Annotated in this window: 17 protein-coding genes and 1 pseudogene; 12 read left to right on the top strand and 6 right to left on the bottom strand. The window is 73.9% G+C overall.

Translation table 11 applies throughout. The features are described from left to right. Positions 1-142 precede the first annotated feature (142 nt). Positions 143-769 (top strand): response regulator transcription factor, encoded by a 627-nt coding sequence (locus ACIQUQ_RS33290; protein WP_403983559.1) that lies wholly within the window; start codon positions 143-145, stop codon positions 767-769. Positions 770-797: 28 nt separating this feature from the next. Here the strand turns inward: ACIQUQ_RS33290 and ACIQUQ_RS33285 are convergent, their stop codons facing one another. From ACIQUQ_RS33285 to lanKC, 4 genes are all read right to left on the bottom strand, one after another. Continuing rightward, positions 798-2612, bottom strand: a complete 1815-nt coding sequence (locus tag ACIQUQ_RS33285) for an ATP-binding cassette domain-containing protein (RefSeq protein ID WP_403983557.1) — start codon at positions 2610-2612, stop codon at positions 798-800. A gap of 35 nt (positions 2613-2647) precedes the next feature. Further along, a complete protein-coding gene (locus tag ACIQUQ_RS33280; RefSeq protein ID WP_403983555.1) occupies positions 2648-4435 on the bottom strand; it encodes an ATP-binding cassette domain-containing protein in 1788 nt (595 codons plus the stop codon). Between the two features lie 69 nt (positions 4436-4504). Then, a complete protein-coding gene (locus ACIQUQ_RS33275; RefSeq protein WP_403672069.1) occupies positions 4505-4642 on the bottom strand; it encodes a SapB/AmfS family lanthipeptide in 138 nt (45 codons plus the stop codon). Continuing rightward, positions 4639-7368, bottom strand: a complete 2730-nt coding sequence (gene lanKC, locus ACIQUQ_RS33270; protein WP_403983553.1) for a class III lanthionine synthetase LanKC — start codon at positions 7366-7368, stop codon at positions 4639-4641. Before lanKC ends, ACIQUQ_RS33275 begins: the two co-directional genes overlap by 4 nt. 466 nt (positions 7369-7834) lie before the next feature. Here lanKC and ACIQUQ_RS33265 point away from each other — a divergent pair, with 466 nt between their 5' ends. After that, positions 7835-8260 (top strand): subtilase-type protease inhibitor, encoded by a 426-nt coding sequence (locus tag ACIQUQ_RS33265; RefSeq protein WP_403983551.1) that lies wholly within the window; start codon positions 7835-7837, stop codon positions 8258-8260. A 387-nt stretch (positions 8261-8647) separates the two neighbouring features. On the opposite strand, the gene ACIQUQ_RS33260 is transcribed toward ACIQUQ_RS33265, so the two are convergent. Further along, positions 8648-10891 (bottom strand): MMPL family transporter, encoded by a 2244-nt coding sequence (locus ACIQUQ_RS33260; RefSeq protein ID WP_403983549.1) that lies wholly within the window; start codon positions 10889-10891, stop codon positions 8648-8650. 330 nt (positions 10892-11221) lie between these two features. Here ACIQUQ_RS33260 and ACIQUQ_RS33255 point away from each other — a divergent pair, with 330 nt between their 5' ends. From ACIQUQ_RS33255 to ACIQUQ_RS33210, 10 genes and pseudogenes are all read left to right on the top strand, one after another. Beyond that, positions 11222-12478, top strand: a complete 1257-nt coding sequence (locus ACIQUQ_RS33255) for a sensor histidine kinase (RefSeq protein ID WP_403983547.1) — start codon at positions 11222-11224, stop codon at positions 12476-12478. Further along, positions 12475-13152, top strand: coding sequence for a response regulator (locus tag ACIQUQ_RS33250; protein WP_403983545.1), 678 nt, complete (start codon positions 12475-12477; stop codon positions 13150-13152). Before ACIQUQ_RS33255 ends, ACIQUQ_RS33250 begins: the two co-directional genes overlap by 4 nt. Positions 13153-13202: 50 nt before the next feature. Then, positions 13203-13742 carry a hypothetical protein gene (locus tag ACIQUQ_RS33245; RefSeq protein WP_403983543.1) on the top strand — a complete coding sequence of 180 codons (540 nt, stop codon included), beginning with the start codon at positions 13203-13205 and terminating at the stop codon, positions 13740-13742. 45 nt (positions 13743-13787) lie between these two features. Then, positions 13788-14003: a type II toxin-antitoxin system prevent-host-death family antitoxin gene (locus tag ACIQUQ_RS33240; RefSeq protein ID WP_403983541.1), complete on the top strand. Its 216-nt coding sequence runs from the start codon at positions 13788-13790 to the stop codon at positions 14001-14003. After that, entirely contained in the window at positions 14000-14251 is a 252-nt protein-coding gene (locus ACIQUQ_RS33235; RefSeq protein WP_403983539.1) for a type II toxin-antitoxin system RelE/ParE family toxin, read from the top strand. The genes ACIQUQ_RS33240 and ACIQUQ_RS33235 overlap by 4 nt, the downstream gene beginning before the upstream one ends. Positions 14252-14280: 29 nt before the next feature. After that, positions 14281-14631, top strand: coding sequence for a hypothetical protein (locus tag ACIQUQ_RS33230; RefSeq protein WP_403983537.1), 351 nt, complete (start codon positions 14281-14283; stop codon positions 14629-14631). A 492-nt stretch (positions 14632-15123) separates the two neighbouring features. Beyond that, positions 15124-15414: pseudogene (locus ACIQUQ_RS33225) on the top strand (transposase); the annotation flags it as partial. A 161-nt stretch (positions 15415-15575) separates the two neighbouring features. Beyond that, positions 15576-15794, top strand: coding sequence for a hypothetical protein (locus tag ACIQUQ_RS33220; protein WP_403983535.1), 219 nt, complete (start codon positions 15576-15578; stop codon positions 15792-15794). 108 nt (positions 15795-15902) lie between these two features. After that, a complete protein-coding gene (locus tag ACIQUQ_RS33215) occupies positions 15903-16298 on the top strand; it encodes a DUF3592 domain-containing protein (RefSeq protein ID WP_403983533.1) in 396 nt (131 codons plus the stop codon). A 112-nt stretch (positions 16299-16410) separates the two neighbouring features. Then, a complete protein-coding gene (locus ACIQUQ_RS33210; protein WP_403983531.1) occupies positions 16411-17037 on the top strand; it encodes a DUF6247 family protein in 627 nt (208 codons plus the stop codon). 224 nt (positions 17038-17261) lie between these two features. On the opposite strand, the gene ACIQUQ_RS33205 is transcribed toward ACIQUQ_RS33210, so the two are convergent. Then, a partial coding sequence (locus ACIQUQ_RS33205) for a hypothetical protein (protein WP_403983529.1) occupies positions 17262-18110 on the bottom strand: 849 nt, incomplete at its 5' end.

Below are 18110 nucleotides of genomic sequence, written 5' to 3'. Positions count from 1 at the left end.
TGGGGAGTGGCGGCGCAGCGGGCGGCCCGTCGGGGAGCGGTGTTCGGCCACGGGTACCCGGATGGCCGGACAACGACGTTCTTCCGCGTCGGAGTTGGGCACGCGCTTGGTGCCCAGTGATCGCCTCCTGAGGAGAGCCCGGATGACCAAGGTCCTCGTCCTGCACAGCGTCAGCATCGTGAGGTCGGCCCTCGCCGCTCTGCTGAGGTCCGAAGGCGGCTTCGACGTCACCTGCGCCGGCTGGCGGACCGGCGCACGGCGGGGCGAGTCCTTACGACCGGACGTGACCGTCGTCGACCTCGACTGTCCGGGCGCGTCGGCCGCCCTCGCGGACGGCACCGCCACCGGCACCCCCACCGGCTCCGCCGGTCCGCTGCCCGAGCCGCCGCCCCCGCTGCTGGTGCTGGCCACGCCGGGGGCGCCCGGCTCCCTGCGGCGGGGTGTCCGGGCCGAGGCCCGCGGCTACGTGGACAAGGAGGGGTCGCCCGGCCGGCTGGTCCGGGCGGTGCGCAAGGTCGCCGCCGGGGAGCGGTTCGTCGACGCCTCCCTGGCGTCGGCCCTCCTCGAGGCCGACGACGTGCCGCTGAGCCCGCGCGAACTGAGCGTGCTGGCCCGGGCCGCCGAGGGGGACTCCGTCGCGGAGATCGCGCACGCCCTGCACCTCGCCAGCGGCACGGTGCGCAACTACATGGCCGCCGTGACGCGCAAGACCGGCGCCCGCAACCGGATAGACGCGATCCGGATCTCCCGGCAGGCCGGCTGGGTCTGACGCGTCCGGGCCCTGGGCACCGGTCCGTTCACCCCTGTGCGTCCCACCCTCCCACGAGGTCGCGGTACAGGGGCGAGCGGGCCGGGAGGTCGGCGTGCGTGCCGTGGACCGCGCGGGTGCCGTCGAGGACGAGGACCCGGTCGGCCCGCGCGGCGGAGGAGATGCGGTGTGCCACCACGACGAGGGTTCCCGGGCGTCGGGCGAGCGCCCGTTCCGCGCGCTCCTCGGCCTGCGCATCGAGGTGGCAGGAGGCCTCGTCGAGCAGCAGGAGCGGCGCGGGGGAGAGGTACGCGGCCGCGAGGGCCAGCTGCTGGCGCTCGCCCTGGGACAGCCGGGACGGGTCGACCGGCGCGTCCGGGCCTCCCAGCCGGCCCACCAGGCCGTCCACGCCGAGGGCGCACAGGGCGCGTTCCAGCCGCTCGTCGGGCACCGGCTCCGGGGACAGGTGGCCGAGGTTCTCCCGGACGGAGCCGGTGAAGACGTAGGCCTGCTGCGGCAGCAGAATCCGACGCGGGTCCGGGCCCCGGCCGGGGCGGCGGCCGGCCGGGGCACCCGCCAGCAGTACGGTGCCCCGGTCGGGCGGCAGAATCCCGGCCAGGAGCGCGGCGAGGGTGGACTTGCCGATGCCGCTCGGCCCCACGACGGCGAGGTGCTCCCCCTCGCGCAGGGTCAGGTCCAGGCCGTCTACCACAGGCTGCGCGTGGGGGCCGTATGCGAAGCGCACCCGGCGCAGCTCGGCCGCGGGAACCGGGACGCCGGCCACCGGTCCCGGACGGAGCTCCCGCACCCCCGCGGTCCCGGGAGACGGATGAGGCGGGTCCGCACGGGGGGTGGGCTCCGGCCCCCAGGCCGGCCGGGGCGGGCAGAAGCGGTCCAGCACCACCAGGAGCCGGGTCCCCGCGGCGCCGAGCGCGCCCATGAGGGCGTCGAGCGCCGGCAGCAGCGACTGGACCAGGTAGGTGAGGGCGGCGGCCAGCACGCCCGCGCTCAGCCCGCGCCCGAGCAGCCAGGGCGCCGCCAGCAGCAGCACGACGACGGGCAGCCGGCCGGCCACCCCGAGGGCCACCGTGCGCACGGCGGCCCAGCGGGCGAGCAGCCGGGTCAGCCGTTCCTGGTCGGCGATCAGCGATTCCAGGCGGCTCCCCGCCTGGGCCCCGCCTCCACAGGCGATCACGTCCCGCAGGCCCGCCGCGAGCTCGCCGGCCCGCGCGGCCAGGGCCTCGTCGGTGTCCAGTGCCCGCCGCTGCACCCGCGCCATGGGGCGCAGGGTGACCAGGAAGCCGGCCGTCCCCACGAGCAGCGGCGGCAGGACGAACAGCAGCAGCACCGGCGCGAGCGCGGCCATCCCGGCCAGCGCGCCCGCCGCGGTGAAGACGAAGGAACGGGCGACGAGGACCAGCCCGGCGAAGGAGTCGCGGGCCGTCTCGGTCTGCTGGGTGAGGCGGGAGACGGCCCCCGAACGGGCGGCCCGCGCCGGATCGGCGGCGGCGCCCTCCAGCGCTTGGCGCACGGCCCGGCGGACCAGACCGTCCCGCAGCGGTTCGACGAGGTCGGCGAGCCCCGCGAACACCCCCCGCAGGGCGCGCCCGCCCAGGAGGGCGCCGGCCCCGGCGACGGCGAGCCAGCCCAGGCCCGTTCCGGGCCGGGCGGCCAGGAAGCCGTCGTCGAGGGCGCGGGCCACCGCGTAGCCGCCGAGGAAGGTGTGGGCGGAATCCAGCAGGGACCACAGGGCGAGGGTGCCCAGCGTCCGGGCCCGCCTGCGCAGGAAGCGCCGCCCCTCGGCTCCGACCCGCCCCCAGGCACCGTGCCCGTCCACCGCACCGGCGGCGCCGTACCCCTTCACCCCGGCGCCTCCCGCGCCACCTGCCCGGTCTCCCTTCACCGCACCGTCTCCTGCGCCGCGGGCCCGCCGCCCGGCGCCTCGGCCCGCTCGGCGGCGGGTGCCCCGCCGCCCCCGAACACCGCGCGGTAGGCGGGGTCCCGCCACAGCCCGGCGTGCGTCCCGGTCGCCCGCACCCTGCCGTCCTCGAGCCATACGACGAGGTCGGCGCGGGCGGCCGCGGAGGCGCGGTGGGTGACGACGAGGCGCGTTCCTGCGCGCACCCCGTGGACCAGGGCCCGCTCCACCTCGCGGGCGGTGACGGTGTCCAGGCTGGAGGTGGCGTCGTCCAGCACGAGCAGACGGCCCGCGTGGCAGAACGCCCGTGCCAGCCCCAGCCGTTGCAGCTCCCCGCCGGACATCGGGGCGTCGGCGAGCGGCGTCCGGTAGCCGTCCGGCAGGCGGCGTACGAAGGGGTCGGCACCGGCTGCCCGGGCGGCGGCCCGCACGGCGTCCGGGCCGGGCTCCGGCGGAGCGCCGAACGCGATGGCCGCGCCGACGCTGTCCCCGAACAGCGCCGGCCGCTCGAAGGCGTGGCCCACCTCCCGGCGCAGCGCTCCCTCGGTGAGTTCCTCGAGCGGGGTGCCGTCCAGCAGCACTTGGCCCGCGTCACAGGTCGTCAGGCGTCCGGCGACGGCGGCCAGCAGGGTCTTGCCAGAGCCCGAGCGGCCCACCACCGCGGTGGTGGAGCCGCCCGGTATCCGCAGGTCGACGTCGTGCAAGACGGTCCTGCCCGCCCGCTCGACGCGGACCCCGCGCAGTTCCAGGGTCCCGGGGCCGGCGGGGGCCCGGTGCCGGTCGCCCTGCGGGAGCTCCGGCAGGTCGAGGAGGGCCGCCGTGCGGTGGGCCGCGGCCCGGCCGCGCACCACCGCGGCCAGCCGGCCCGTGACGGCGCCGACGCCGGCGGCGAGGCCCGCGTAGCGGACGGCGGCGAGCAGGCCGCCGACGCCCAGCGCCCCGGCGGCGAGCCGGAGGCCGCCCACCGCGAGGACCACGTACAGCAGGAGGGGCATCAGCGTGCCGGTACGGGCGGTGGCCGCGCCGTAGATCCGCCACATCTTCCGTCCCTCGCGGCCCAATTCGGGCAGGTGTACGAGGATCCGGGCGGCCTCCCGGTCCGCGGTGCCGGCCGCGGCGATGGTGCGGGCGCCGGCCAGGGCCTCGGCGAGGCGTCCGGCCATGGCGAGCTGCACCTCCTGGTACCGGCCGACGCTGGCCCCCGACGCGCGCGCGAACGTCCGCAGCAGCAGGGCCAGCAGGGGGAGTCCGACCAGGAAGGCCACGCCGGTCCAGACGTCGACGAGGAACAGGGCCGCCAGTCCGCCGATCGGCGGCAGCAGGGCCGTCGCGGCCGTCGCCGCGGCCGCCGGAACGGTTCCGGCGGCCGCGGCGTGCGCCGTGAACCGCGCCGACACCTCCCCGGGGTGGCGCTCCGCGTGGTGCGGCGCGGTGCCCAGCAGGGCCGTGAGTCCGCGCCGGCGCAGCCAGGCGGCGGAGCGGGCGTCGACGCTGCCGGTGAGCCGCGTGGTCGAGGCGTCGAGCAGTACTTCCGCCAGGGTCAACGCCGCGTACAGCAGGGCCCACCGGGTGCCGGCCGGGTCGCGGCGCAGGAGCAGGTCGAGGCAGTGGCCGAGGACGGCGGGTTCGGCGAGGGCGGCGCAGGCGGCGGCCAGCGAGCAGCCGAACACGGCGGCGGTCCGGCCGGCGCTGTGCCGCGCGGCCGCCCTCAGCGCCCGGTCGGCACTGCGGGCGGCCGCCGCCCCACCGGGGTCGTCGGTCGGGGTCATGGGCGGCGGTTCCTCCGGGACGGGGTGCGGGCCCGGGCGGCATGCCGCCCGGGCCCGGAAGGGACCCGATCAGTTACAGGTGGTGATGCTCAGGCTGCTGTCGCCGCACAGGAGCAGGCTGGCGCGGCTGCCTCCGCCGGTGAGGTGCGCGGCCTCAGTGGTCTCTTCCTTGGGGGTCTCCATCGACTGCAGGTCGAGAAGGGTCATGACTGATTCCTCTCTTTCGCTGGGGTGTTCCGATGGGTTACGGCCCCCCGGTGGGGGACCGGCTCTGGGGCCGCCGCGGAGCGCGGCGGCGGGAGGAACGGCAGGTGCGCCCGCCCGCCGGTCGCGGCGCTGCCGAGGTCGAGCAGCACGCCGGCGGTGCCGGTGCAGAGGTCCATGGACAGGCGCATCATCTGCTCTCCAGGGAAGGCGAGTCGTCCCTGGTAGGGCACTGCGTGGCGGGCCAGGGCCCCGATCTGCCGGGCGATGTCGCCGGCCCCGGTGCCGGGGCCGGGCGTGGTGGTCCTGGACAGGTGGAGGATCATGCCGGCGGCTCCGCGGAAGAGGCCGGGCTGGGCGTAGAAGGTCGCCTGGGCGGCCCGGACGATCGCGGTCCGCGCCTCCTCGAAGCGGTCGTCCGCCGCGTGCTCCAGCCAGTCGTCGAGCACCATCCCGATGCCGACGCTGCCGGCGCCGAGATAGGGCATGGTCCGCCGGCCCTCGTCCACTTGGAGAGTGCCGAAGGCGCTCGTCACGCAGCGGTCCAGATCCCGGTGCAGGAAGTGGCCGGCGCGCCGGAGCAGTTCGGGGTCGCCCGTGCGCTCGTAGAGGCGCAGGTGGAGCAGGGCGATGCCGCTGTGGCCGTAGAGCAGCCCCGCCCGCTTCAGCCCGGCGGCGGCCTCGGACGCCAGGTCGGCGCAGCGCAGGGCGGCGCTGTGCAGGGCGCTCTCCCCGGTGGCCGTGCCGAGGGCGTCCAGGGCGAGCCCGATGCCGGCGAGGCCGCTGTGCAGGTCTGGGCCGGCGGACTGCCACGGCTGGTCGAGGAGGCGCTCCGCGAGGGCGGTCGCGCGGTCGCGGTGGCCGAGCCGGTCGTGGGTCCACGCCAGTCCGGCAAGGCCGTCGTAGAAGCCCAGCGGAGTGCCGGAGGCCGGGTCCTTCGTCCGGTCCAGCAGCCATTCCTCACCTTCGGGCCAGGCCCCGGCGCCCGTTTCGGCGAGCGCGTACAGGACGCCGGCGGCTCCGTGGCCGAAGGCGACTCCGCCGCCGGCGGTGGAGAACTGCGCGGGGTCCCCCGGCAGGAGCCGGTCCTCGCGGTCGGGGGTGGCCGCGGCGTGCAGGGCCGCGGTCATGGAGGCGCGGGCGCCCGGCCAGTCACCCGGGTCGGCCGGCAGGTAGGGCCGCTCCGCGGCGGGTGACGCCCCACCGGGAACGGCCGCGGGTCCGGCTCCGGATCGGCCTGCAACGGGTCCGGCTCCGGTGCGGGTCCCCCCTTCGGCCCCGGAGCCGGACCCGCCTGCCCCCGCGGCCCCGGCGTCGGCGAGGATCTCCCGTACGGCCTCGTCGAGGAAGGACCGGGCCACGGGAAACTGCTCCGCCGCGACGTCCGCGAGGTGCGCCGCCTTCGCCCGGTCCATCACGAGCAGGCTCGTCAGCGGCAGGAACAGGGCGAGGCGGAGACAGGCCAGGGCGTAGCGGTCGACGGCGAAACCACGCCGGTCGGGCGGTGCCACGTACGCCGGGTTGGCGACCGTCTGGCGCAGGCCCTCGTCGACGTGCGCGGCGGCCTCGAAGTCGAGGAGGGCGACGGACGGTTCGCCCGTGTCCGGGTCCTCCGCGACCATGATGTTGAAGAGGTGGAGGTCGTTGAAGACGATGCCGCGGGAGTGGACGGCCTCGACGGCCTCGGTCACCCGCGCATGGATCTTCAGGGCCCAGTCGGTGTACGCGGCGAGCTCGGCGGGGGCGGGATCGGCCTCGATCAGGGGATGACGGCGGGCGAAGTACGTGTTGAGCGGACGGCCGTCGAGGTACTGGAGCGCGAGGAAGTGGTGGTCGCCGACGGTGAACGCGCCGCGCACGGAGGGGACGCAGTCCAGCCCGTCGAGCTGCTCCAGGGCCCGGCGCTCCCGGTGCAGCCGCGTCACGGCGTCCGCCCCGTCGGCGGCGAGCCCGGCGAACGGGCGGCCCTCCTTGAGGACGACCGGCTCGCCCGTACGCGTGTCACGGCCCGCGTAGACCCCGCCGCCGTTGGAGAAGTGCAGGGCCCGCTCGACGGTGTACGGGACGCCCTCCAGGGTGACGGCCGAGCGGCGCTCCAGGTGGGGCCGCAGGAAGTCGGGGAGTTCGACCCAGGCGGGCGGCTGGAACACCGGCACCCGTGCGTCCGGCACCAGGCGGCCGTCAGGCGCCTCGACCGCCGGGACCAGCTCGCCGGCGTCGTCGTAGCAGTGCCGCAGGGTGAAGCTGCCGTAGCGCAGGTGGACCGGACCGTCGTTCCAGCGCAGGTCGCTGAGGATGTACGGGCCGGGTTCGCCGGCCAGCAGGGCGTCGAGGTCTTCGGCGATGCGCCGGCAGGCGTCCGGGTCGGCGGGGTAGACGGTGAGGAACTTCCCGCTCGCCGCGCGGTCCGCGTACTTGGCGTTGCGCAGGTGGAGCAGGTACCGGCTGGGCACGAACTTGAAGGCGATGCCCCGCTCCACGCAGTAGGCGTGGACCTTGCCGAGGACCGCGTCCGCGTTGTCCAGACCGGCCGAGACGTGGATCTTCCAGCCCTGGGAGGGCAGGCTCAGGCCGACGGGGCGCAGGGCGAGCCAGTCGCCGCTGCGGTGCGAGGTCCACCCCTCGGGTACGGGGGCCAGGGCGGCCGGGAAGCTCTCGCCGACCCGCCGGTACGGCGCGTCGTAGAACCAGCGGTCGGCGTCGCAGAACGCCGCGTGCCCCTTGTTCACTCCTGCTCCCTCGGTCGGTGACGCGGTCCAAGGTGTCACGCCGCAAAGACCCGACGACAGTCGTGTTTGTCACCAGCTCGACGTGCACAACGCACGAGGGGCGCGGGCTCGGAACCGGCGGCCCGCCACCGCCACGGCGAGCGGCCTCCGCCTCCGGCCCCTCCCGCTCCCACCGGCCACGCGCCCACCGCATCGATCCGGTCACCCTGGCGGGCCCTCCGGTGCACCGGACCCCGCCGCCACCAGCGCGGGTACGCCCGGGAGGCGCACCCCCGGCCGAGCCGGCCGCGACCGCACCCGGCAGGAGCTGTGCGGACTCCGGGCTCATCCGGAACCCGCGCCACCTGTCCGTAATTCGACCGTCGATGTGCGCCTCACCTTCGTACCTGTCAGGCTCGACGTAAGTCCGCGGCCACATGCAAGATGTGGCACGACTTCCACCTTCGAATCGAAAGCGAGTGTTGTCATGCGCCCCCGCTTAGCCGCAGTCTCCGCCGCCGCCCTCCTCTGCCTCGCCGGCGCCACGGGCGCGGCCGAAGCGGCGCCCGCGAGCCTGTACGCCCCGTCCGCCGTGGTCCTCACTGTCACCGAGGGGGACGACGCGGGCACGGGCACCGTCCTGCGGGCGACCGTCCTCAGCTGCGCCTACACGGCCGAGGGCACGCACCCCGACCCCCGAGCGGCGTGCGACGCCCTCAACGCCACCGACGGCGAGCTCAACCGCCTCGTGTCCACCCCGGCTTCGGACCGGGCCTGCCCGCTGTACTACGACCCCGTCACCGTCACGGCCGACGGCGTCTGGCGCGGCAGCCGCCTCGCGTGGAAGCACACGTTCTCCAACGGCTGCGCGATGTCCGCGGCCCTGAACGGCAACCCGCTCTACGCGTTCTGACGCACGACCGCTCCCGGCACGGCGGCCCCGCGCCGGCCTCCCCGGCGGCTGGTCTGTTCGCGCAGGGAGTCCTTGGTCCTGCGGGCCCGCGCCTGCTCTGCGTACGGCAGGCCCCGGCGTGAGACGCGCGCCGAGGCCTGCCGTACGGGCGTGTCCACGGCCGCGCGTACGACAGCTGCCGCGTCGACACCTGCCCAGGTCCCCGAGTGCGCTGCCCGTCGCCGCGGCGCCCGACGCACCGGTGGACCCTCGCCTCTGCGGACGGGGCATCCGAAGGGGGTACGTGGGGGGCCCGGCCGGGATGGTGTCCGACCGGCCGGGCCCGCGTGCGACCTGCCACGGTGACGACGCTGCCTGTGGTGGCGACAGCCTGGCCTGACGGGTGTGTCAGACCTCGCAGTCGACGGGAGGACGGCCCGATGAGACCTGGCAGGCCTCGGACCCGCTTCCGCCGTCGACGGAGCCGGCGTTGGCGCTCCGGGCTCGTCCTGTCCGCACAGGCCACCACATTCCCCGGCCGAGCAGTGCCGCGGCCGCCGGGACCAGCAGGAGCGACACGACGAAGGCGGACAGGAGGATGCCCAGGGCCATGGCGAAGCCCAGCTGCCGGGTGGAGGGGTCCGCGTTCACCGCGAGGCTGCCGAAGGAGGCTGCGAGGACGACCCCGGCCGTGGCGATGGCCGGCGCTGTGTGCCGGACCGCGCGGGCCACAGCGGCGCGGACCGACCCCTCTTGCGCCATCTCCTCACGCAGGCGGTCGCTGATCAGGATGTTGTAGTCGGTACCCAGGGCCACCACGAAGAGGAACAGCACCAGCGGCAGGACGAAGGTCACGCCCGCCTCGCCGCCGATGTGCTGGAACACCAGCGCGGAGGCGCCGAACGTCGCCGCGAAGCACAGCCCGACCGCGAGCATCAGCATCACCGGCGCTGCCAGGCTGCGCAACAGCACCACGAGGATCAGGGCGATCAGCGCCGCCGCCACTGGAAACACCGTCCGCAGGTCCCGGTCGACCGCCGTCGCCACATCGGCGAACACGGCCGCCGTGCCGCCCACGTGCACGGTGAGTCCGGCGGGCGTCGCCTCCCGGACGGCTTGGCGCACCGGGCCCGCCACGAGATCCCGGGCGCGCTGCGACTGGGTGTCCATCGTCAAGTAGGCGTCCAGCCTGGCGGCAGTGCGGTCGGCGTCGTACACGGGGGCGGCCACCTTGCCCACGCCGGTCACCTCCGACAGTGCCCGGTGCACGACGCCCAGCTGTGCAGGATCCAGGGCCCGGCCGTCGTCGGCGGTGACGTACACCGTCGTCGGGTCGGACATTCCCGCCGGCAGGGCGCTGGCGATCTCCCGCGCCGTCGCGGCGGCCGCCGTGTCGCGGGGGGTGCCGCCGGCCCCGAAGTCCATGCGGACGCCCGCCACACCCGCCGTCAGGGCGCCGAGGAGGGCCACCGACGCAACGAGCACCAGCACCGGGCGGCGTGCCACCAACTCTCCTGTACGCCCCGCTGCTCCGGTCCGCCCAGCCGTCTCCGACAGGGTCCGCGACGGCCAGAACATCTTCCGGCCGGTCACCGCCAGCAGCGCCGGCATCAGGGTCAGACTCGCCACCAGCATCACCAGAACCGACACCGCCACCGACGGCCCGAGCACCCGGAACTGCCCGAACGTCGCCATACCGAGCGTCGCGAAGGCCGCCACGATCGTCAGCGCCGCCGAGGTCACCGCGGTGCCCACCCGCCCGGCCACGTCCGCCGCCACCGCGCGGTGGTCTTCCTCCGGGCGCCGCCGCAACTCCTCCCGGAAGCGGAACAGCAGGAAGAGGAAGTAGTCGACACCGATGCCGATCAGCACGGTGCCGATCATGCTCGGGGTGCCCGGGTCGAGGTCGAAACCGGTCAGGAGGGCCGCACCCACGACCGCGCCGACGGCGGCACCCCCCACCACGGACACCGCGAACAACGGGACGAACGCGGCCAGGACACTGCGGAACACCAACACGTTCACCAGAACGATCAGCCCGACCACCAGCAGCCCGACCACTGTCTGCGTCGTCTCCTCCGCTTCGGCGCGGTCCACCACGTCCGCCAGGCCCCCGGTGAACCCCGTGCGCAGCCCGGCCTCGCCGAACTCCTGCTGGGCGCGGTCGGTGAAGACCCGGTACAGGGAGTGCATGCCGGGGTCTGTGGAGTTGCCCCGCAGCCGGGCGCCGAGCAGAGCGAACGACCCGTCCGGAGCGGTCGTCACAAGTGCCACGCGGGGGACCTGGGAGTAGTCCTCGGAGAGTCCCCGTATCTGCTGGTCCGTCCACGGCATCTCCATGCGCGTGGCGCTCAGTTCGCGCGCCACGCCCTCCACGCGCCGCTTGTCCGCGTCCTCCAGCGGCCTGCCGTCGCGCCTTGCCACCAGCACCGTCACCGCGTCGGCGTCGGGCTCCGCGCCGAACTCCTCACGCGCGACCCGCAGCGCCCCGGCGGCCTCGTACTCCGGGGGAAGGAAACCGGCGCTGTCGGTGTGCGTCACGCGGAAGACGAGAGCCTGGCCCACGAGCGCCACGAAGACGCCGAGCACCGCCCACACGATGATGACCCGCCATGGTCTGCGGGTCGAAAAGCCGGTCAGGGCACGGATCACGGGAGTCCTCCGGGAAAGGGGTACGGGTAAAGGGGGGCACGAGAGCGTGGACGTCCGGGGCAGCGCCCCGCGCCGGGTCGCTCCGGCACGTTCCCAGCACATCAGCCACGCGGGGCACGCACCTCGGCGCCGGGAACGAGAACCCCCCTGGGAGCCCGGGCCCACGGCCTCCCGCCGCTGGGAGCCTGCTCCCAGCCACGCCTCCCTCTCGCTCCCGACGCCACGGCCCCGCCACACCGGCACCATGGGACACTCGACCGACGAACCGCAGGTCATCGATGCGCCAACGGCAGCGTCAGAGGAAGCACGGAAACACACGAGGAGGCGGAGATGGGACGGCGCGCGGACGAAACGCGCCCCGGCCGGGAACGGGGCTGGGCGGGCACGTCCGGCGCCGGCCTGCCGGACGACACCATCGGGACGCTCCCCGGCGGGGCGGGGGACCGGCGCGGAAGGACGGGGCTGTGGAGCCGGCACGACGGACTCGTCGCCGCCGGCGCCGCGGCCGTCGACCTGGTGGGCTTCACCGTCACCAGCCAGATGGACCGCGGACACGTGCCGCTGACCGGATGCCTGCTCGTGGTCACGGCCTCCTTGTTCCTGCTGGCGCGCCGCCGCGCGCCCTTGTGCGTCCTCGCGTGCGTCCTCGCGGCGAACGTGGCGCTGACCTGGTCCAGTTCGGTGGGGCACCACTACGGGGCCGCAACCGTCGTCGCCCTCTACACCGCTGTACGTCACCACCGTGCCGCGCTCGGCGCCGCGGCCGTCGCCGGCTGCGTCGCCGTGCTCCACTTCATCCACCCGGGACTGCCCGCGCCCTCCCTGATGGACTTTGTCCCCAACGCGGCGTCAGCGCTGCTAGTGGCCGGCGCCGCGGCCGTGGTCGGGCGCTGGCAGCGCAACACCGAGGCCCAGCGTCGGCTGCTCGCCGAGCAGGCCGTCTCCGACGAACGACGCCGCATCGCGAGGGAACTCCACGACATCGTCGCCCATCACCTGACCACGATGCAGTTGCTCGCCGGTGGCGCCCGGGCCAACCTCGACCGCTCCCCGGAGGCGGCCCGCGAGGCACTCGTCACCCTTGAGGGATCCGGTCGCACCGCCCTGCGCGAGATGCGCCACCTGCTCGACGTCCTGCGCGCCGGCGACGAGAACGACGAGGGAGAGACCACTGCGCCGCAACCCGGCATCGGCGACCTCGACCGAATCGTCGGGGACAGCCGCCGCGCGGGCCTCCCCACCACCCTCACCACCGACGGCGACCCGCGTTCGGTTCCGCCCGGCATGGCCCTCACCGTCTTTCGCATCGTTCAGGAAGCCCTCACCAACGCCCGCAGGCACGCGGGCGGCGGCGCGCACGTCGACGTGCGGCTCACCTTCACCGTCGACGAGGTGCGGGTCACCGTCACCGACGACGGCCCGCGTCCCGGCCGTCCCCTCGCACGCGGCTCGGGCTACGGGCTCATGGGCATGCGGGAACGCGTCGCCCTCCATGGCGGCACCCTGCGGGCCGGACCGGAGGGCGGGGGGTTCGCCGTCCGGGCCCAACTCCCCCTGCCCGCCGATCGCCAGGGGGCATACGCGTGAGCGCGGCCGTGAGGGTCCTCATCGCGGACGACCAGCCGCTCGTCCGCCGTGGCCTGGCCCTGATGCTCGCCCCCGAACCCGGCTTCCAGGTCGTGGCCGAGGCCGCGGACGGTGCCGAGGCGGTCCGCCTCGCCCACGAGCACCGGCCCGACGTGGTCGTGATGGACATCCGCATGCCGGTACTGGACGGCATCGCCGCCACCGAGCGGCTCACCGCCGAACTGCCCGACTGCCGGGTCCTGGCCCTGAGCACCTTCGACATGGACGAACACGTCGTGGGCGCCCTGAGGGCCGGGGCCTGTGGCTTCCTGCCCAAGGACATCTCGCCCGAAGACCTCGTCGCCGCCCTGCGTGTGGTCCGCGACGGCGAGGCGATCCTCGCCCCGAGGCTCCTGACCCGGCTCATCTCCCGGCACGTCACGGCCCCGGACCTCCGGATGGCCCCTTCGCCGACCGCCGGCGCCGAGGGACTCACACCCCGTGAGCGAGAGGTGTGGCGACTGATCGCCGCCGGCTCGGACAACACACAGATAGCCGACCGGCTCGGGGTGAGCGCCTCCACCGTCAAGAACCACATCACCGGCCTCTTCGCCAAGCTGCGGGTCCGTGACCGGGCCCAGGCGGTCATCGCCGCGTACGAGACGGGCCTGGTCACGGCGCGACGGGACACGTAGAACCCGCAGTCGTCACGCCACCCGATTTCCAACGTTTTCAGCATTCGACCTTGGGGGGCTTCGTGAGGAAGAGGGCAATCGGCGCGGTGATCGCTGCCGGCATCGGTGTGAATCTGCTGACGGCTTGCGCTTCCGATGGCGAGGATGCCCTGCGGTACCGGAGTGACTACAGCAGCCACCAACCGCTGGCCGTGGTCGGCTACCCGTCTACAGGGTCGCTGCAAGTGACTCAAGAGGTCGTCTGGGCCATCGCTGACGGGGACGCTGCCGCACTGGAGGCGCTTGCTTCCGAAGACGCCGACAAGAGCGATGCCGAAAAGACCACCTCCCACTGGATCAGGTTTTTCGGTAAGGGGGCCCAAGGCAAGGTCACGGCCGACTTCTACGACGAGGGCTCAGAGCGTCAGGTCGTGGTGCTGTACTTCCATGACACGTCCCAGATCAAAGAAATTCAGGTACAGGCGACCAACGACAGCGGAGCAGCACACGGCTGGCGCGTGGGCCTGGCAGAGCCTGATGCAACGGAAGCCGAAGCCGCACCGGTGTGGGCGCCGAAAGAGTCCGGCGGCCTGAACTCCCAAAGTCGGTAACCAGCCGACTCGGGCAACCGAATCTCTGGGGCGCCATCCGCACCATTGCTGGGCGGCTGGCGCCCTTTTTCGGTTACCCGGGAGCGCATCACCATCACCGACCACGGCCAGCCCGCGGCCGTGCTCATCAACCCCCAAGAGCTCGCCGACCTCGAGGACGCGCTCGCGCTGGCGCTCTATCGGGAGCGGCAGTCCGCTGGCGGGGCCGAGACCGTCCCGCACGAGGACGTCCGTGCCCGGCTCGGCCTTGAGCGCGGGTGACCTACGCGATCGTCTGGCACGAGACCGCCATCAACGCGGCCGCCCACTTCCTCAAGGAGGACCCAGACGGCCTGCGACAGCAGATGGACGCGGTCGACCTCCTCGCCGACCAGCCCCGGCCCGACGGCACCATCCCGCACGGCTCCCCGGACCTGCGCCGGATGCACGTCGGCCGCTACCGGGTCCTGTACGACATCACCGAGGCCACTGTCACCATCGTGGTCATCCACGTCGGCCGCCTCGGCTGACGGACTCCGAAGCGTCCGATCGGCCCCGCATGCACCTCGCCGAGCAGATCACCGGCACCTTCACCCGCCTCCAGCTCCTGATCCTGGGCCGCTACGACGGCCACGGTGTCCTGCGCGCGGTGGGCCGCATGGTCCCGCTGCGCCCGGACGCCGCCCAGCAGGTCGGCGGGCTGCTGGCCGCGGCCGGCCCGTCGCATCCGTGGACGGGGGTCACGTTCGCCTCGGCGTGGGGCAGCCGCGACGTTCTGGACGTGTGTCTCGTCCGGCCCGAGCTGGTGGCCGAGATCAGCGCGCGGTCGACCACGGCGGCGTCTTCCGCCACCCCCTCCACTTGGGTTCTGTCCGGCCGATCTTGGGCTGTGGGAGGATGCCGTCCATGACTTGCATCCGAAGGGGCCGTGCCTCGTAGAACACCAGCTTCGATTCGGCCGCGGGACCGCGGCTGGGGTAGACCGTGGGTGCGGTATCGCGATGTCCCAGGTCTGTCTGGAGCGGCGAATGCCGCTGTCCGTGTGCTCGAACGGGAGCGATTGTCTCCGGGCATCGTGGCGGTGGCGCTGCGCGTGTGGTCCGTGCGCGTCCACGGCACGAGGCGCCGGTGGAGGCAATGGGAGGCGGAGTTCACCTGCCCCTGCTGCGGCGAGGGTTGGGCCCGGGACAAGCTGCAAGACGCTCTGTTCATGCTTCCGCCAAGGGCCGCCGGCGAACTTCGGGTGCAGGTCGAGCGCCTGGACGCGGTGCTCCTCGGGCGAACGCATCACGAGCCGACGGAAGACCCGGGGCTGGCGTGGTGGCATCGCAGATGCTGACCTTACCCATGTCCCCCACTGGTTCGTTGGCTCTTGCGTGACCGGTCGGGGACGGGCAACGACCGCTGCGGGCGGTGGCGCGATCACCGGACAGGTGATCAACGGCATCCTGCACCGGGTGCGGACCGGGGTGCGTGGCGTGTCCTGCCTGAACGCTACGGGCCATGGAAGACCGTCTACGAGCGCGACCGGCGCTGGTCGGCCGACGGAACCTGGGAACGGCTGCTCCAGCAGGTGTAGCCCCAAGTCGATGCCGCCGGTGGGATCGATTGGGACGTCTCGGTTGGTTCCACCTCGATCCGTGCCCACCAGCATGCGGCCAGCGTGCGGAAAGCTCCGCCGCCCGCCGTCAAATGGGGCGGCCGCGATGGCACACCAGAGCGGAAGACGCGGTCCCGAATCGTGCGCCACGGCACCGGCGGGCCGGCCCCTTCCGCCGGGAACGGTCACCGGTTGTGCCAGGGGGTCGCACCGTGGCCCCGGAGAGGTTGATCTTGCGATATGGGGATGGCCCGATGGGTGGCTTCACGACGCGGCTCCTGGGCCACGTGACGGCGCGCGGTGCACTGGGCGAACTCGCCCGCTCGGCGGCGGCTGATCCGCACTGGCCCCAGGGCCCCGACCGGCTGGAGACCTTCACCGGCCAGCTGGAGGACCTCGGGGCCACCCCGGCGACGTTGCAGAACCTCACCGACGCCTGGGGCCGCTACGCCTCCCACCGGGCGACCCCGTAGCGCACAGCAGGTCCCTGAGCGCAGACCGCACGGCCGACCGGCCACCAGAGGAAGGTTCCACCGCTGCGCGGCTCACAGGCGTAGAGGCGTTGCCTCTACGCTGGCCCGGTGGGGGATTTGATAGCGATGTGGCTGGTCACCGTCGTCGGCGTTGCCGGGTGTGTGGCGGGGGTGGTGTGGACCCGGTTTGAGCTCGGCTTCAAGCGGCGGGCGATCCCCATCGACGCGGAGGTCGTCGGAGTGCGGGAGCACGAGGACGGGGACGGCGACGTGCACTTCTACCCGATCGTCCGGTTCACGCCGCCGGGCGGTGCCACGGTCCAGGGGGAGTCGCATGCCCGCATCAACGCGTACACGCCCCCGGACACGATCAGCGTGTTCTACGACCCCCGCGATCCGGAGAACTTCAGCGAGGACCCCCGGACCGGCGTGTTCGGCAGCCTCGTCCTGCTGGTCTTCTGCCTCCCGGCGGCCGCGGGCGGCCTGTGGTGGCACCTCCACTGACACCGCGGGAGCGCCGGCCGACCCGACGGTGGCCCGATTCACCGCAGAAGCGCGCGCCTGTGCTTGCCTCCCGGTTCCACGGTAGGGGGAGCCCCTGGCGTAGGAGGGGCTGATGAGCGCGCAGCCCGGGTACAGGCCCGCACCTGCCGTGGCATACGCACCCGCACCCGGCGCGCCAGCTGAACTCCGCGCCCAGCTACGGGCGGATCGGCGTGCACAGCGGTGGGTGCCGGCGTTCGAGGAGCAGTGGGCGGCAGCGCTGGAGGAGTTGCGCCGGTCGTTCTCCCTGACCGCCCTCTACGAAGTGGTACAGGTCTGGCAGGCCCCCCTATCTTCCGCCCTGCGGTCGACGCGTTCGTGGCGTAGGGCTGCGACGAGTCCGGTTTCGTGGACGTGGCCGAACTACGGGGCAGGCGCAGGTGAGCCTGCCCCTGTACGCGGTCCGCTTTTCGACACGGGCCGCGAAGGTCCTTGCCGCACTTCCCGAGCACGCCGTCGAGGCGGTGTGGGACCTGCTCGATGCCGCGGCGGCCGACCCGGGGGGCTTTGGCCAGTGGGACACCGTCTACCTCGACGGCGAGGACGTCCGCATCGCGTCGTCAGGCCGGCTGTCCGTTCGACCTTTCGGCCGCGACCTGCCTCTACCCGTGGCAGGAGCCCGCTGCTGGGCTGTGGCGCACGAGCGCTGGGCGCTACGCCTGCAACGAGTCGGCCGAGCCCACCGAGTGGGAGAGCATGACGCCGCAGGACGCCTGCGAACTGCTCTACTGGTCGGCAAGAACCCGGACGAGAACACCTTCGACGAGTCCGGCCTGCCGGGTGACCTCGCGCTCGTTCTTCAGCTCGGACGGCTGGTCCACTACGCCGAGACGGCGTGGGCCTCCCAGAGCCCAGCCGACCAGCAGGCCTCCAGGGACGTGGCGGCGGCCGAGGTTGAGGGGCTGCGACGGGTCATGGACTTCATCAAGACGGAGACCATGCCGGACTTACGCAGGCGGCGGAGCGTTGCCGCTCGGCGTGTGCAGCGCTTCTACAGCACGCAGACGGAGGCCGCGCGGTCCATGGGGCTGGACAGAGCACGTGGACGTCCTTGATCACGGTGAGGTCGAGGATGTCCTTGTGGAGCCACAGGGGTGCGGTGAGGTAGGTGGTGTGGCCCTTGCGGGTGGCGGTGGTGAGTGCGGCGCGGATGTGGGGGTCGTCGGTGTCGTGGATGTGGTCGGTGATCTGCGGGGGCACGGCGAGGGTGTGTACGGTCAGCGCCGGGTTGTGCTTCAGGTTCCGCAGGCGCCGGTAGTTCGCGGAGTAGGCGGTCACCCCTCGGCGGGCGGGGGTGTAGATGGTGCGGGCTTCGCACCACAGGACCGAGCTCCAGTACCCGTCCAGGCCTTCGATGGTGTCGCCCTCGGGGGCGCCGTGGTCGGTGCCGGTCGTCTCGTAGTGGGTGGTGAGCTGGTCGAGGTAGGCGGCGTGGGCGGGGGTGTCGGCCGCGGCGGCGCGCAGCTCGGCGAGGAGCTGGTCCCGCTCGGCGGTGGTTCGGGCGAAGCGGGGGTCCTCGGTGGGGGCCTGGACGGTCAGGACGGTGACGGGGCCGTTCGCGACGGTCCACCGCGTGCTGGTGAAGGGCTCGGCCGCGAGGTCGCGGAGGGCCTTGCCCTGGGTGGGGGTGGCGGGGCGGTAGGTGCCGTGGTGGACGTGGCGGACGGTCAGCTGCTGGGCGCCGTGACGGCTGGCGAGGGTGTCGGGGCGGACGTACCAGCCGCTGGTGTCCGGCGCGATCGTCGTGCCGACGCGGGCCAGCGGGAGGCCGCC

It is taken from the genome of Streptomyces sp. NPDC101118 (assembly GCF_044759445.1).
Taxonomy (GTDB): domain Bacteria; phylum Actinomycetota; class Actinomycetes; order Streptomycetales; family Streptomycetaceae; genus Streptomyces.
The sequence above is the reverse complement of the archived record's forward strand: the minus strand, read 5'-3'. Positions and strand labels throughout refer to the sequence as shown.

What these genes read in the sequence shown, in the direction of transcription:
- ACIQUQ_RS33280 (WP_403983555.1), bottom strand. Translation starts at nt 4,435, where the DNA reads ATGACCCCGACCGACGACCCCGGTGGGGCGGCGGCCGCCCGCAGTGCC.
- ACIQUQ_RS33275 (WP_403672069.1), bottom strand. Translation starts at nt 4,642, where the DNA reads ATGACCCTTCTCGACCTGCAGTCGATGGAGACCCCCAAGGAAGAGACC.
- ACIQUQ_RS33255 (WP_403983547.1), top strand. Translation starts at nt 11,222, where the DNA reads ATGGGACGGCGCGCGGACGAAACGCGCCCCGGCCGGGAACGGGGCTGG.
- ACIQUQ_RS33230 (WP_403983537.1), top strand. Translation starts at nt 14,281, where the DNA reads ATGCACCTCGCCGAGCAGATCACCGGCACCTTCACCCGCCTCCAGCTC.
- ACIQUQ_RS33290 (WP_403983559.1), top strand. Translation starts at nt 143, where the DNA reads ATGACCAAGGTCCTCGTCCTGCACAGCGTCAGCATCGTGAGGTCGGCC.
- ACIQUQ_RS33220 (WP_403983535.1), top strand. Translation starts at nt 15,576, where the DNA reads ATGGGTGGCTTCACGACGCGGCTCCTGGGCCACGTGACGGCGCGCGGT.
- ACIQUQ_RS33265 (WP_403983551.1), top strand. Translation starts at nt 7,835, where the DNA reads ATGCGCCCCCGCTTAGCCGCAGTCTCCGCCGCCGCCCTCCTCTGCCTC.
- ACIQUQ_RS33210 (WP_403983531.1), top strand. Translation starts at nt 16,411, where the DNA reads ATGAGCGCGCAGCCCGGGTACAGGCCCGCACCTGCCGTGGCATACGCA.